The organism is Streptosporangium sp. G12, assembly GCF_052983175.1.
Window position 1 is genome coordinate 1 of sequence record NZ_JBRIQO010000010.1, and the last position, 13,262, is coordinate 13,262.

Below are 13,262 nucleotides of genomic sequence, written 5' to 3' on the forward strand. Positions count from 1 at the left end.
TCCACCTCCGAGGCTCGATCATGTGGCTGAAACTCCTCACTTCAACCACATGATCCGAACCTCGAACAGCTCCTAGGTCGGCGGGGCGGCCCGGGTACGGCGACTGATGGTCGGTACGGCGGGGCCGGCGGTCGGTGCGCGGCCTGAGTGCGGCCCCGGCCGTGACCGGCCCCCAGGCCGCATGCGCGGCCGGGGTCCGCGACGCTGGGCCGTGCGGCGGCGCGCCGCGCCGCCGCCTTGACCACGCGGGCCGCGCTGATCTATCTGCACACCGAGAACGGGCGGGATCAGATGATCGCCGACGGCATGGGAAAGCTCGCCGAAGCCGCTCTCAAGAAAGAAGATCCACCGGCATCGGGCACGTAACGGGCACGGAAGATCGAAAGCGCTCCGGAAACAACTAAGGCCCCGGTCCGGATTTACGTCCTGACCTGGGCCTTTGTGGGTGGAGCGGGTGACGGGAATCGAACCCGCGCTGTCAGCTTGGGAAGCTGATGTTCTGCCATTGAACTACACCCGCGTGCGGCGTGCCGCGAGTCACCACTCTAGCGGAAAGTTGGGCGACTCTCGTCCCTCCCGGGAGCAAGATTCATGCGTTCCCTCCGGAGGCGGGCCTCACGGCTCCGCCGTTGCCAGGTTCCCCTCCCGGAGGCAAGCTTCACGGCTCCGCCGTTGGTAGGTTCCACACGTGCTGCTTTCCGATCGTGACATCGCCGCTCAGATCGAGGCTGGAAGGGTCAGGATCGATCCCTTCCAGCCGGAGATGATCCAGCCGTCCAGTGTTGACGTACGCCTGGACCGCTACTTCAGAGTTTTCGAGAACCACCGGTACCCCCACATCGATCCGGCGGTCGAGCAGCCCGATCTGACGCGGATGGTCGAACCGGACAAGGACGAGCCGTTCATCCTGCATCCGGGGGAGTTCGTGCTGGCGAGCACGTACGAGGTCGTCACGCTGCCGGACGACATCGCCTCGCGGCTGGAGGGCAAGAGCTCGCTGGGCAGGCTCGGGCTGCTGACGCACTCGACGGCAGGGTTCATCGACCCCGGGTTCAGCGGGCACGTCACGCTGGAGCTCTCCAACGTCGCGACGTTGCCGATCAAGCTCTGGCCCGGTATGAAGATCGGTCAGCTCTGCATGTTCAGGCTCAGCTCCCCGGCGGAGTATCCCTACGGTTCGGAGAAGTACGGATCGCGCTACCAGGGGCAGCGGGGACCGACGCCGAGCCGTTCGTACCTCAACTTCCACCGGACTCCCATCTGATTTCCATGATCGTCGACGGGGGAGGGCGCGGACCCTCGTGAGGGGTCCGAACGCGGTTTAGCGAGGGACCGTGATGGAAATCACCCTGATTGTTCGCGAGGGCCGCCGGTCTGTCCGACCTTGGTGGATCTCGGGGAAACGTCGTGGAAGCAGGAGCTTCGGGGGAGAGCGGGGGCGACGCGCCGGACGGTGATCCGGGGGAGAGAGTCCCATACGTGACCTGCCTTCGGCATAATGTGGCCGAAAACTAGCAAAAACGGTCACCGGAAAGATGCTCGCAAGACTGCCTCAAGCCGTGTGTCGCCGGGTACCCGCCGGGTAACGACATCACGAAGAGTGCGTGTCTGGCAGGTGAAGTTCGCATTTCCGCTGGTAACCCGTACCCTTCTCTGCGGACCATCCCCGCACATCTGGAGAACGACGTGCGCCTGCGTCTCACACCTAGTGAGGACAGCTACTACGACTTGTTCGCCGACTCGGCGAACAACCTCGTCACAGCGTCCCGTCTGCTGGTAGAGATCATCAGTGACGGATCGGACCGGGAAGCCCTGGCCGAGAAGATGCGCGCATGTGAGCACGCCGGCGACGAGCGCACTCACGCGATCATGAATCGGCTCAACGAGAGCTTCATCACCCCCTTCGACCGCGAGGACATCTACCGCCTCGCCTCGAACCTCGACGACGTGATGGACTACATGGAGGCGGCAGCCGACCTGATCGTCCTGTACCAGATCGACCACCTCCCCAAGGAGGTCGTCCGGCAGGTCGAGGTCCTGGAGCGCGCCGCCGAGCTCACCGCCGAGGCCATGCCGCGGCTGCGTTCGATGAAGAACCTCAACGAGTACTGGATCGAGATCAACCGGCTGGAGAACCAGGCCGACCAGGTCTACCGACGCCTTCTCGCCAAGCTCTTCGGCGGGGAGTACGACGCGTTGACCGTCCTCAAGATGAAGGAGGTCATCGATCAGCTCGAGATGGCCGCCGACGCCTTCGAGCACGTGGCCAACACGATCGAGTCGATCGCGGTCAAGGAAAGCTAAGTGGATCTCACGCTCGCACTCGTCATCGGCGTGGTGGTCGTGGCGCTGGTGTTCGACTACACCAACGGCTTCCACGACGCCGCGAACGCGATCGCGACCTCCGTCTCGACGCGCGCGCTGACGCCGAGGGCCGCGCTGTTCATGGCCGCGGCCATGAACTTCCTGGGTGCGCATCTCGGTACGCAGGTGGCGGCGACCGTCGGCAAGGGCATCATCGACGCCCCGCAGGGAAGCCACGGCCTCGTCATCGTCGGCTCGGGTCTGGTCGGCGCGATCACCTGGAACCTCGTCACGTGGTACTTCGGCCTTCCCTCGTCGAGCAGTCACGCGCTGATCGGCGGCCTGGTCGGCTCCGCGCTCGCCTCGGCGAGCACCGTCCACTGGGACGGGGTGATGGAGAAGGTCGTCATCCCGATGATCCTGTCTCCGCTGATCGGTTTCAGCCTCGCCGGGCTCATCATGATCGGAATCCTGTGGGGATTCCGGCGCTCCCAGCCCACGAGGACCAACCGGGGCTTCCGTCTCGCGCAGACCGTGTCCGCGGCGGCGATGGCGCTGGGCCACGGCCTCCAGGACGCGCAGAAGACCATGGGGGTCATCTTCCTCGCCCTCGTGGTCGGCGGCTACCAGAACGACGGTGACCCGATCCCCCAGTGGGTCATCCTCTCCGCCGCCACGGCCATCTCGCTCGGCACGTACGCGGGCGGCTGGCGGATCATGCGGACGCTCGGGCGCCGGATCATCGCGCTCGACCCTCCGCAGGGATTCGCCGCGGAGACGGCCGCGGCGACCGTGCTCTACACCGCGGCCATCGGCTTCGGCGCCCCCATCTCCACCACTCACACGATCACCAGCGCGATCATGGGCGTCGGCGCCACCAAGCGCCTGTCGGCCGTGCGCTGGGGCGTCGCGGGCAACATCGTGACCGCCTGGATCCTCACGATCCCGGCCGCCGCGTTCGTCGCCGCGCTGTCCTACTTCGCGCTCCACTGGATGGTCGAGTAGTCCTCGGGTGACCGCGCCGGACCGGGAGCGAACCCGGTCCGGCGCGCCCTGCTTCCAGGGGCGTCCCCGCTTTTCGGTACGTCAGGCGGAAGACGTCTCTACTTCCGGTACATCACGTCGACGTCCCACCGGGTGAAGCCCAGCCTCTCGTACAGGCGGAGCGCCGCGGGGTTGTCCTCGTCCACGTACAGCATCACCTGGCTCAGGCCCCGCGACCTCAGGTACGTCAGGCCCGCGAGGGTGAGCGACCTGCCCAGACCGCCGCCCTGCTCGGCGGGGTCGACGCCGACGACGTACACCTCGCCGAGGGGTTCGTGCGCGTGGTCGCCGTCACCGTGGACCTTGGTCCAGTGGAAGCCCACCAGCCGGTCGCCGTCCCCGGAGCCGTCCGGTCGTACGGCGAGGAAGAACCCGGCCGGGTCGAACCAGGGCTCCCGCTCGCGCCGCTCCAGGTCCTCGATCGTCCACGTTCCCTGCTCGGGGTGCCGGGCGAAGGCCTTGGCGTTGAGCGCCACCCACGCCTCCCGGTCGGAGGTGCCGGGCTCGAACGTGCGCAGCCGTACCCCCTCGGGAAGCTCGAAGCCGGGGATGTCGGAGGACAGGGAGCGGCGCATCCGCCACAGGGACCTGACCTTGTCGAATCCCGCCGAGCGGGCGAGGGCCTCGGCGGCCGGGTGCCCGCCGTGCGCCCACAGGCGCAGGTGCCCGCCGGTGTGGTCGAGCACCGTCTCCAGCAGCCGCCGCCCGTATCCCCTCCCGCGGAACGCCGGGTGGACGACCAGCTCCCCGCTGGGTCCCTCGACGGGGTCGGTCGGGTCGACGTGGGCGTAGCCCGCGAGGTCGTCCCCGGCGTACAGCAGCACGGCTCCGGCCCGTTCGTCGCCGCCGTAGCGCAGGTGCAGCATCACATGTTCGTTGAGCGGCCTGACCCCGTCGGCCTCCGTGGCCGCCTCCACCACCGCGAGGACGCCGGACACCTCTTGCTCGCCGAGCGACCCTCGGTACTCCACACGCGCGTTCATGGTGTGGACTCTAAGCGGGCACATGTTTCCCGAGCCCACCGGGGACTGGCAAAAGGCGCCATGCACTCGCCAGGTGAATCGTTACCTCTCGGTCATTCCTTGCACAGGTGGTCCCTTTAGTGTCGTGGTTCATGATGTCTCGTTCCTTCCAGCGGCTGGCCATGGCGGGCGTGCTCGCCGGGGCCGGTCTCGTGCTCGCGATGGGACCGGCCCAGGCGGGCAACAAGCCCGCCGGCCCCGCCGTCAAGACCGCCAAGACGGTGCCGGTCCGCCTGCTCTCCCTCAACGACTTCCACGGCCACCTCGAGCCGCCGACCGGTTCGTCCGGCCGCATGGTCGACGAGACCGGCGCCACGGTCGACGCGGGTGGCGCCGCGTTCGCCGCCACCCACCTCAAGCAGCTCTCCGACAAGAACACGCTGAAGGTCGCCCAGGGCGACCTGATCGGTGCCACCCCCCTGATCTCCGCGGCCTACCACGACGAGCCCTCGGTGGAGTTCCTCGGCAAGGTCGGCGTCACCGCCTCCGCCGTGGGCAACCACGAGTTCGACGAGGGGTACGCCGAGCTCAAGCGGATCATGAACGGCGGCTGCCACCCGGTGGACGGCTGCTCGCCCGCCGGTACGTGGAAGGGCGCGAAGTACAGCTATCTCGGCGCGAACGTCATCTTCAAGCGGCCCGAGCGGGGCGCGGAGAAGGAGGCGCTGGAGGCCCTGGGCGGGACGAGCGGCGGCTCGCTGCGCGACCTCCTCAAGGACTACGGCATCCCCGCGCTGCCCCCGGTCGCGATCCGCTGGATGAACGGCGTGCCGATCGGCTTCATCGGCCTGGTCACCCAGACCACCCCGAACATCGTCACCGCCGAGGGCGTCAAGGACCTCGAGTTCGTCGACGAGGTGAAGGCCGCGAACGTCGCGTCCAAGCTCCTCAAGATCGTCGGCGTCAAGGCCCAGGTCGTGCTCGTGCACGAGGGCGACCAGGTCACCGCGGGCCAGTCGCCCGACGCGTGCGCCGCCCAGCCCGGCGCGGGCAACCGGATCGCCACCCAGGTCGACGCCGAGATCGACATGATCCTCAGCGGCCACTCCCACCAGGCGTACCTGTGCCGGGTGACCGACCCCAAGGGCGGCACCCGCCTCTACAGCCAGGGCGGCTCCTTCGGCCGGGTCATCACCAAGGTCGACTTCCAGGTGGACGTCAGGACCCGCGACGTCGTGCGCTCCTCGGTCGTGGCCGACAACCAGGTCGTGACCAGGACCGTCACCCCCGACCCGGAGATCGGCGCGTTCGTCCAGACGTGGAAGGACCGCGTCGCGGCGGTGGCCAACAGGCCGATCGGCCGGATCACCGCGGACATCACCAACACCGCCGTGGCCTCCGGGGAGTCCCCCCTGGGCAACCTCATCGCCGACGGCCAGCTCGCCGCGACCAGGACCGGCGGCAACGCCCAGATCGCCCTGATGAACCCGGGCGGCGTGCGGGCGAGCCTCACCTACGCGGGCTCGCCCGCCGGTGAGGGAGACGGTGTGGTGACGTACGGAGAGGCGTTCACGGTCCAGCCGTTCAACAACCTCATGCAGGTGGTCACGCTCACCGGGGCGCAGCTCAAGACCGTTCTCGAGCAGCAGTTCGTCGGCGGTCCCAACGCCCAGGCGTTCACCAAGATCCTGCAGCCGTCGTCGAACTTCACCTACACCTACAGCGCGAGCGCACCGTGGGGTTCGAAGATCTCCGACATGAAGATCGACGGTGTCGCCGTGACGGACACGCAGACGATCAGGGTCGCGGCCAACAACTTCCTGGTCGGCGGCGGTGACGCGTTCCTCGCCTTCAAGGACGGTGCGGACGTGTGGAGCGGCCCGCTGGACATCGACGCCTTCGCCGCCTACTTCGCGGCGAACCCGTCGATCACGCCCCCGGTGCCCGACCACATCACGGTCGTTCCGTAACGCGGGCGAAAGACGCGCCACGCCGCGAGGATCGCGGTACGTCGTGAGGCATGGCACACCGTGAAGGTGTGACACGCGCGAGAGGCCCATCGGACGCGTCCGGTGGGCCTCTTCGCACGTGGTGCCGGGGGCGTTTCGCCGTACGTCGCGAGGAGCCCGGTGGGGCAGGAGGGCCGTACGCCGTGAGCGGTATCCGCGGCCCGGCCCAGGCCGGCGTACGGCCGGGGATGTACGGGCGACCTCCTCCTTCCGAGGGTCGGCACAGCGGGCACGGTGGCCTACCGTGTCAGGGGTGAGGACCCGGAGAACCGACGCGCTGGTCGCGGCCGGGGTGCTGGCGGGGATCGTCGGGGGCACCTACGGCGGGCTGTCCGGCTCGGGTTTCCCCGAGCGTCCGCTGGACACGCTCGGCCTGGCGCTGATCACGGTGTCGTCGCTGGCGCTGGCATTCCGGCGGAGCGCGCCGCTGCCGGTGGGAACGATCACTGTGGCCTGCGTCGTCGCCTACCACGTCTGGCGGTACCCGGGGATCTTCGCCGCCGCGCCCGCCCTGATGTCGATCTACACGGTGGCGGTCCTCGGACGGCGGAGCCTGGCGGTCCGGCTGGCGGTCGCGATGGCCGTGGGGATCTACGGCCCCATCGCGCTGTCCGACGTCGACCCCGCCCCCGACGGCGGTTTCACCCTGCTCAGCGGCTGGCTGGTGGCGATGGTGGTCCTCGGGGAGATGACCAGGAACCGTCGCGCGTACCTGAACGAGGTCGAGGAACGGGCGATCGAGGCCGAGCGCACCCGCGAGGAGGCGGCGCTGCGCCGGGCCGACGAGGAGCGGCTGTGGATCGCCCAGGAGCTGCACGACACCCTCACCCACAGCATCTCGGTCATCAACGTCCAGACCTCCGTCGCCGTGCACCTGCTCGACCACGACCCCGCGCGGTCCCGCGAGGCACTGGCCGTGATCAAGGAGTCGGGGCGGGAGGCGATGCGCGAGCTCCGCGCCACGCTGGGCGTGCTGAGGCAGGCCGATCCCGACGACCCCGAGGCGGGCCTGGCCAGGCTGCCCCGGCTGGTCGCCAGGGCGGAGGCGGTGGGGCTGCCGGTCAGGGTCCTCGTCGTCGGAGAGCGCCTGGACCTGCCCCCGGACGTCGACCGGGCGGCCTACCGCATCGCGCAGGAGGCGTTCACCAACGTGCTTCGTCATGCCGGGCCCGCGTCGATCACGCTGACGATCGAGTACCGGCCGGGAACGGTCGTGCTGCGCGTCGAGGACGACGGGGAGTCCGCCGCGGAGGTCACGGGATACGGAATGGGGCTGATCGGGATGCGCGAGCGCGCCGTCGCCGCCGGAGGGTCGCTCACCGCGGGCCCGCGTCCGCAGGGCGGGTTCGCCGTCCGTGCCGAGCTGCCCCTGGCGGGGCGGCCGTGATCAGGGTGCTGCTCGCCGACGACCAGGCGCTGATCCGCGCGGGCTTCCGGGCACTGCTCGACATGGCCGGCGACATCACCGTCGTCGGCGAGGCGGGCAACGGCGTCGAGGCCGTCGAGATGTCCCGCGCGCTACGGCCGGACGTGGCGCTGCTGGACGTCAGGATGCCGCTGCTGGACGGCATCCAGGCCACCAGGAGGATCGGCGCCGACCCCGAGCTCGACGCGGTGCGCGTGGTGATCCTGACCAACTACGCCCTCGACGAGTACGTCTTCGCCGCGCTGCGCGCCGGGGCCGGGGGCTTCCTGCTCAAGGACATCGAACCCGCCGAGCTGCTGAGGTCGGTCCGGGTGGCCGCCGCCGGTGACGCGCTGCTCTCGCCCTCCGTGACCCGGCGGCTGATCGAGGAGTACGTGTCCACTCCGCCCAGGCCCGTCGCGGGGCCCGGCCTGGAACGCCTGACCGGCCGCGAGCTGGAGATCCTGGCACTGGTCGCCACGGGCATGTCCAACGCGGAGATGGCGGGGCACCTGGCCATCAGCCACGCCACCGTCAAGACCCACGTCAGCCGGTCGATGACCAAGCTGGGGGCGCGCGACCGGGCACAGCTCGTCGTCTTCGCCTACGAGTCGGGGCTGGTCACGCCCGGAGCGTCGGGAGCGCCCGGAGCGACCGGAGCCCCCAAGGCGTGCGGAGCGTCCGGTACGCCTGGCTCGTCGTCCGGTGGACGCGCCTGAAGGGCACGCACGTCACGCATGGCCGGACACGACCGCGTACCCGTCTGGCGTGCCCGGCGGCACGGGCGTGTCCGGCTCACCGCCCTCGCGAGAACTCCGCGGGGCGGAAGCGGGAACGTGCCACGGCCGTTTCCGGTGACTCCCGGGAGCCCCGGGACACAGGGCCGAGGAGGACAGGGCCTAATGGCGCGCGGGCTCGCGCTCCTCGACGGGCTCGTTGCCGCGCTCGGGGACGAACCGGTAGCCGACGTTGCGGACCGTTCCGATCAGCGCCTCGTACTCGGCGCCGAGCTTGGCGCGGAGCCGCCGGACGTGGACGTCCACGGTGCGGGTACCGCCGAAGTAGTCGTACCCCCAGACCTCCTGGAGGAGCTGGGCGCGGGTGAAGACCCTGCCGGGGTGCTGCGCCAGGTACTTCAGGAGCTCGAACTCCTTGAAGGTCAGATCCAGTGCGCGCCCGCGGAGCCTGGCGGTGTAGGTGGCCTCGTCGATCGACAGGTCGCCGTTGCGGATCTCGTCCGGCACCTCCTCGGCGGCGGACAGGTGGAGCTTGCCCACGGCCATCCTGAGCCGCGCCTCGACCTCGGCGGGTCCGGCGGTGTCGAGGATGACGTCGTCGGTGCCCCACTCCGCGGTCAGCCCGGCGAGTCCGCCCTCTGTGACGATCACCACCAGGGGGCAGGCGACGCCCGTGGTGCGCAGCAGCCGGCACAGGCTCTTGGCCTGGACGAGCTCGCGGCGCGCATCCACCAGAATCGCGTCGGCGGGCGGGGCGTCGAGCAGGGCGGATGCCTCCGCGGGCGCGACCCGTACCGAGTGCAGTAGCAGCCCCAGCGCCGGAAGCACCTCAGTTGAGGGCTCAAGGGCGTTGGTGAGCAGCAGGAGATTGCTCACGATGCCTCCTTCCCGCGTCATGTCGGCGATAGCCGCACAAACACGTAAGGACCCGGGGGCTACATTGCCCAGGTCCCGTAGTAGGTGAGGATAACCCACAAGGGTTCAGCGTCCAGCGAACGTCCACCTGGTGAACACCCGTTCTCCATGTGGATTCACCGTAATGGCACGGTAACCGTACGTGTGCTTGGGGAGTTGATTCACTGATGGCGACGGTCATTGTCAGATATTGGGCCGCGGCGAAGGAAGCGGCGGGGATCGCGGAGGAGCGGTCCGAGGCCGCGACGCTTGCCGAGTTGATGACGAAAATCACATCGAATCGTGAAGGGCTGGCTCGCGTGGTGAGCCGGTCGTCGTTCCTGGTGGACGGGGATCCGGTGGGCCTGCGGGCCCACGAGACGATCATCCTGACGGACGGGGCGACGGTCGAGGTGCTCCCGCCGTTCGCGGGCGGTTGAGCGGGGTGGACGCTACCACCGGCGCGGCGTTTCGGACAGGATTGCGGGGGGAGGTCACGCCAATGGCCCCTCTCGGGCCGGGGAACGAACAGGGAGTCGGATGCGCAAGCTGATCGGTTTTCTCCTCCTGCTTCTCGTTCTCGTGGTGATCCTCGACAGGGTCGCCGTCACGGGAGTCCAGCGCGAGATCGCCACGCAGGCCACGGCCAAGTACGACCTGTCGACCCCGCCGGAGGTCACGATCGAGGGCATCCCCTTCCTGACCCAGGCGATCGCCGGGCGCTACGAGGAGGTCAGGGTCGCCGCGGGCGCGATGACCATCTCGGGCATCCGGCTGTCGAGCGTCGACTTCACCCTGCGCGGCGTCACGGCCCCGCTGGAGGACCTGGTGCTCCGTCCCCAGCAGGTGGACATGCGCGCCGAGCGCGTGGAGGGGGCGGTGGTCGTCCCGGTGGAGACGCTCAACCAGCGGGCACCTCGCGGGATCAAGGTCAGTGTCGTGGGCGACGAGCTCAATGTCAGCGGGGAGATCACCGTGCTGGGACAGAAGGTGCCCGTGAAGGCGGCGCTGAAGGTCGAGATCGTCAAGGGCGGCCTGCAGCTCGTCCCCGGGAAGGTGACCCTGGGCGGAGGCATCCCCGTGCCCGATCCCGAGCGGTTCATCAACTACCGCGTCCCGATCGGCAAGCTGCCGTACAACCTCAAGTTGACCGAGGTCAAGGCCGTTCCCGAGGGGCTGCGCATCTCGGGCGAGGCCTCCGACGTGCCCCTCCGAGGTTGAACGTGCCCCGTGCCTGAACCGGATCGTCCCGCCGTACGTCGTGAGGATGTGAGCCAAGCCGGAACCGCCGACGAGCAACTCGTCAGGGCGCTCTTCGACGAGCACGGCGGGCCACTCTACGGCTACGTGCTGCGGCTGACGGGCGACTCGGGGAGAGCGGAGGATGTCGTGCAGGAAACGCTGCTGCGGGCCTGGCGCCATCCTGACGCGTTCGCCGGCCGTTCCATCCGCGCGTGGCTGTTCACGGTGGCCCGCAACCTCGTCGTCGACCAGCACCGGGCGCGCAAGGCGCGCCCCCCGGAGACGGGTGACGAGGCGCTCGCCGTGGTGCCCGCCGACGACGAGCTGGAGCGGGCCGTCGAGTCGTGGGCGGTCGCCGAGGCGCTGGCCGCGCTGCGGCCCGAGCACCGCGAGGTGCTGGCCGAGGTCTACTACCAGGGGAAATCCGTCAAGGAGGCCGCCGAGTCGCTCGGCATCCCCGCAGGAACGGTTAAATCGCGCACGTATTACGCGCTTCGGGCGCTCAAACTGGCGCTGGAGGAGCGGGGGCTCGCGCCATGATGATGACCTGTGACGAAGTACGGATGTCGCTCGGGGTCTACGCTCTCGGTGCCCTGGAGCCGGACGAGCGTGTGCTCGTCGAGGCCCATCTCGCCGAGTGCGCCGAGTGCCGGGCCGAACTGGAGGAGCTGGCCGGGGTGACGGCGTTCCTCGGCAGGGTGTCCGAGGGCGACGTGGCGCAGGTGGCGAGCCCGCCCACGGCGGTGCTCGACCGGCTGCTCAGCGCCAAGGTCAAGCGGCGCCGTACGAACCGCCTGATGCTCTCGCTGGCCGCCTCGGTCCTGGTGGTCGGGCTCGGCGGCGGCATCCTGTGGACCGTCACCCAGAGCTCCCCGGAGGTCGGCACGGCGTCGGCGCCTATGGCGGACAGGCCGGTGACCTCCGCGGAGGGTGGCCAGGAGAGCGCTCGGTCCTTCGAGGACCCGGCCGCGCCCGACAGCGACGCCAAGGCCAGTGCCCAGGTCAGGTCCTCCACGTCACCGCCCCGGGAGGCCTTCAGATCCCCGGCGGCCAGTTCCGCGCCGGATACCTCCGAATCCTCGACGGCCGGTCCCGCAGCGAAGACCTCCGGGTCTCCGACGGCCGGTCCCGCACCGGAGGTCCTGCTCGCCCCGAGTGAGCTGCGGTTCAAGGGGGCGGACGACACGGGCACGGTCCGCGCGGTGGTGACCGCGTCCGCGGGGGAGGGGGCGACCACGATCAAGGTCACGCTCACCGGGGTGGCCAAGGGCACGCGCTGCCGGCTGGAGGTGGCCGGGGAGGGCGGGCTCAGGGAGACGGCGGGCAACTGGGTCGTCAACCGGGCCGCCTACGACGAGTCGGGTGACTTCGAGGGCACCACGACGATCCCGCCGGAGCGGATCACGTCGTTCGAGATCACCACCGCCGGGGGACGGGTGCTGCTCACGATCCCCACCTCCTGACCCGCCCGGTGCGCCCGTCCCGCCGGGTCGTCCGCCCGGTCCGGGGAAGAGTCGTCCGCCCGGTCCGGGAAAACGGTCCAAGGATGGGGGCCGGCGCGGGAATGGCGCGGGGCGCACGCCTGTTGTCGTGTTCCGTGACCGGTTTGACGGTGGTGGTCGTCACCCTCGCCCTCGCCACGCTCGTGGGCGTGGTGCTGCGGCGACGGAACGGCGTGGCACGGGAGGTGCGGGGCGACGTGGAGCGGCTCACGTCCGGTGACATCCACGCGGAGCTGGGAGAGCGGGCCACGCTCGTGCAGTTCTCCACCTCCTTCTGCCAGCCGTGCCGGGCGACCCGGCGGATCCTCGGCGAGGTGGCCGGGATGGTGCCCGGCGTCGCGCACGTGGAGATCGACGCGGAGTCCCGCCTGGACCTGGTCCGATCGCTGAACATCCTGCGCACCCCCACCGTCCTCGTGCTCGACGCGTCCGGGCGGGTCGTGAGGCGTGCCTCCGGTCAACCCAGGAAAGCCGACGTCATCGGTGCCCTCGGTCTGGCGGTCGGCGAATGAGCGGGGCACCCTATCGCCCATTGAACGATCATGTCTCAGAAATTGGACAGGGATGTGACAGATGGCGGGACGCCGGGGTAATGTCGTGGACATGAACTCCACGACAGAGCTGCTCACGAAGCGGCGCGCGGTTGATTTCTGCCGCGTGACCACCGCTCTCTGTCGCGTTTCCTAAGGGCGATCTCAAGCGGCCGTCGAGCCGCACCGATCTGCACAACCCTTCAGGAGCATCAGGCGATGCAGGTTGATTCCCGAGCTCTCCGCTTCGCAGCGGCCGTCACCACCGTTGTCCTCGCACTCGTCCTCGTGACGGGCAGCGCGTGGCTGCTGGCGGCGCAGGCCGTCGTGTTCGCACTGGGCGTTCTCGGCATCTCGCCGTACGGGATGATTTTCAAAGGGATAGTGAAGAGTCCGCCGAAGGAACTGGAGGACGCCGCCCCGCCGCGTTTCGCGCAGGGGGTCGGACTGGCCTTCGCTCTGGTGGGCTTGGTCGGATACGTCGCACAGATCACGCCGCTGGCCCTCGGTGTCGTCGCAGCGGCCCTTTTCGCCGCATTTCTCAACGTCGCTTTTGGTTTCTGTCTCGGCTGCGAGATGTTTTTGATCATTCGCCGTTTACTACCCGCCGCACGATGATCCTGGAGGATCAAA

The 13,262-nt window shown here is 69.3% G+C and carries 16 protein-coding genes and 1 tRNA gene; 14 read left to right on the plus strand and 3 right to left on the minus strand.

The annotated features are described in order from the left end of the window. The first annotated feature begins 237 nt into the window (after positions 1 to 237). A complete protein-coding gene (locus ACVCAG_RS16475) occupies positions 238 to 366 on the plus strand; it encodes a hypothetical protein (RefSeq protein ID WP_447189988.1) in 129 nt (42 codons plus the stop codon). A gap of 80 nt (positions 367 to 446) precedes the next feature. Here the strand turns inward: ACVCAG_RS16475 and ACVCAG_RS16480 are convergent. Next, positions 447 to 520: transfer RNA gene (locus ACVCAG_RS16480), tRNA-Gly, on the minus strand. A gap of 168 nt (positions 521 to 688) precedes the next feature. On the opposite strand from ACVCAG_RS16480, the gene dcd reads away from it, so the two are divergent. From dcd to ACVCAG_RS16495, 3 genes are all read left to right on the plus strand, one after another. Beyond that, the gene (gene dcd, locus ACVCAG_RS16485; RefSeq protein ID WP_440070455.1) at positions 689 to 1,264 is read left to right on the plus strand and encodes a dCTP deaminase; all 576 of its coding nucleotides are present in this window, start codon (positions 689 to 691) and stop codon (positions 1,262 to 1,264) included. Positions 1,265 to 1,686: 422 nt separating this feature from the next. Beyond that, the gene (locus ACVCAG_RS16490; protein WP_030924556.1) at positions 1,687 to 2,304 is read left to right on the plus strand and encodes a DUF47 domain-containing protein; all 618 of its coding nucleotides are present in this window, start codon (positions 1,687 to 1,689) and stop codon (positions 2,302 to 2,304) included. Continuing rightward, the gene (locus ACVCAG_RS16495) at positions 2,305 to 3,309 is read left to right on the plus strand and encodes an inorganic phosphate transporter (protein WP_440082712.1); all 1,005 of its coding nucleotides are present in this window, start codon (positions 2,305 to 2,307) and stop codon (positions 3,307 to 3,309) included. A gap of 98 nt (positions 3,310 to 3,407) precedes the next feature. On the opposite strand, the gene mshD is transcribed toward ACVCAG_RS16495, so the two are convergent. After that, positions 3,408 to 4,331, minus strand: a complete 924-nt coding sequence (mshD, locus tag ACVCAG_RS16500) for a mycothiol synthase (protein ID WP_447189989.1) — start codon at positions 4,329 to 4,331, stop codon at positions 3,408 to 3,410. Positions 4,332 to 4,462: 131 nt separating this feature from the next. Here mshD and ACVCAG_RS16505 point away from each other — a divergent pair, with 131 nt between their 5' ends. From ACVCAG_RS16505 to ACVCAG_RS16515, 3 genes are all read left to right on the plus strand, one after another. Further along, complete coding sequence (locus tag ACVCAG_RS16505; protein ID WP_440082714.1) at positions 4,463 to 6,280, plus strand: 5'-nucleotidase C-terminal domain-containing protein; 1,818 nt, start codon at positions 4,463 to 4,465, stop codon at positions 6,278 to 6,280. 292 nt (positions 6,281 to 6,572) lie between these two features. Beyond that, positions 6,573 to 7,706 carry a sensor histidine kinase gene (locus ACVCAG_RS16510; RefSeq protein ID WP_447189990.1) on the plus strand — a complete coding sequence of 378 codons (1,134 nt, stop codon included), beginning with the start codon at positions 6,573 to 6,575 and terminating at the stop codon, positions 7,704 to 7,706. Then, positions 7,703 to 8,443, plus strand: a complete 741-nt coding sequence (locus ACVCAG_RS16515; protein WP_447189991.1) for a response regulator — start codon at positions 7,703 to 7,705, stop codon at positions 8,441 to 8,443. The genes ACVCAG_RS16510 and ACVCAG_RS16515 overlap by 4 nt, the downstream gene beginning before the upstream one ends. A gap of 180 nt (positions 8,444 to 8,623) precedes the next feature. Here ACVCAG_RS16515 and ACVCAG_RS16520 read toward each other — a convergent pair whose 3' ends face one another. Beyond that, the gene (locus ACVCAG_RS16520; protein WP_436761326.1) at positions 8,624 to 9,337 is read right to left on the minus strand and encodes a winged helix-turn-helix domain-containing protein; all 714 of its coding nucleotides are present in this window, start codon (positions 9,335 to 9,337) and stop codon (positions 8,624 to 8,626) included. Positions 9,338 to 9,543: 206 nt separating this feature from the next. Between ACVCAG_RS16520 and ACVCAG_RS16525 the strand changes: the two genes are divergently transcribed. From ACVCAG_RS16525 to ACVCAG_RS16555, 7 genes are all read left to right on the plus strand, one after another. Beyond that, complete coding sequence (locus ACVCAG_RS16525) at positions 9,544 to 9,795, plus strand: MoaD/ThiS family protein (protein WP_440082717.1); 252 nt, start codon at positions 9,544 to 9,546, stop codon at positions 9,793 to 9,795. Positions 9,796 to 9,895: 100 nt separating this feature from the next. After that, positions 9,896 to 10,576 carry an LmeA family phospholipid-binding protein gene (locus ACVCAG_RS16530; protein ID WP_440082718.1) on the plus strand — a complete coding sequence of 227 codons (681 nt, stop codon included), beginning with the start codon at positions 9,896 to 9,898 and terminating at the stop codon, positions 10,574 to 10,576. A 48-nt stretch (positions 10,577 to 10,624) separates the two neighbouring features. Continuing rightward, entirely contained in the window at positions 10,625 to 11,137 is a 513-nt protein-coding gene (locus ACVCAG_RS16535) for a sigma-70 family RNA polymerase sigma factor (protein WP_350969222.1), read from the plus strand. A gap of 2 nt (positions 11,138 to 11,139) precedes the next feature. Then, a complete protein-coding gene (locus ACVCAG_RS16540; RefSeq protein WP_447190047.1) occupies positions 11,140 to 12,060 on the plus strand; it encodes a zf-HC2 domain-containing protein in 921 nt (306 codons plus the stop codon). Positions 12,061 to 12,272: 212 nt separating this feature from the next. Next, complete coding sequence (locus ACVCAG_RS16545) at positions 12,273 to 12,611, plus strand: TlpA family protein disulfide reductase (protein ID WP_362680553.1); 339 nt, start codon at positions 12,273 to 12,275, stop codon at positions 12,609 to 12,611. A 91-nt stretch (positions 12,612 to 12,702) separates the two neighbouring features. Continuing rightward, positions 12,703 to 12,786 carry a putative leader peptide gene (locus ACVCAG_RS16550; protein WP_350969279.1) on the plus strand — a complete coding sequence of 28 codons (84 nt, stop codon included), beginning with the start codon at positions 12,703 to 12,705 and terminating at the stop codon, positions 12,784 to 12,786. Positions 12,787 to 12,848: 62 nt separating this feature from the next. Beyond that, positions 12,849 to 13,247 carry a DUF4395 domain-containing protein gene (locus tag ACVCAG_RS16555; RefSeq protein ID WP_440082720.1) on the plus strand — a complete coding sequence of 133 codons (399 nt, stop codon included), beginning with the start codon at positions 12,849 to 12,851 and terminating at the stop codon, positions 13,245 to 13,247. The last annotated feature ends 15 nt before the right edge of the window (positions 13,248 to 13,262 follow it).

Coding starts and splice junctions, on each gene's coding strand:
- ACVCAG_RS16530 (WP_440082718.1), top strand. CDS start 9,896: ATGCGCAAGCTGATCGGTTTTCTCCTCCTGCTTCTCGTTCTCGTGGTG.
- ACVCAG_RS16540 (WP_447190047.1), top strand. CDS start 11,140: ATGACCTGTGACGAAGTACGGATGTCGCTCGGGGTCTACGCTCTCGGT.
- ACVCAG_RS16505 (WP_440082714.1), top strand. CDS start 4,463: ATGATGTCTCGTTCCTTCCAGCGGCTGGCCATGGCGGGCGTGCTCGCC.
- ACVCAG_RS16555 (WP_440082720.1), top strand. CDS start 12,849: ATGCAGGTTGATTCCCGAGCTCTCCGCTTCGCAGCGGCCGTCACCACC.
- ACVCAG_RS16550 (WP_350969279.1), top strand. CDS start 12,703: ATGAACTCCACGACAGAGCTGCTCACGAAGCGGCGCGCGGTTGATTTC.
- ACVCAG_RS16525 (WP_440082717.1), top strand. CDS start 9,544: ATGGCGACGGTCATTGTCAGATATTGGGCCGCGGCGAAGGAAGCGGCG.
- mshD (WP_447189989.1), bottom strand. CDS start 4,331: ATGAACGCGCGTGTGGAGTACCGAGGGTCGCTCGGCGAGCAAGAGGTG.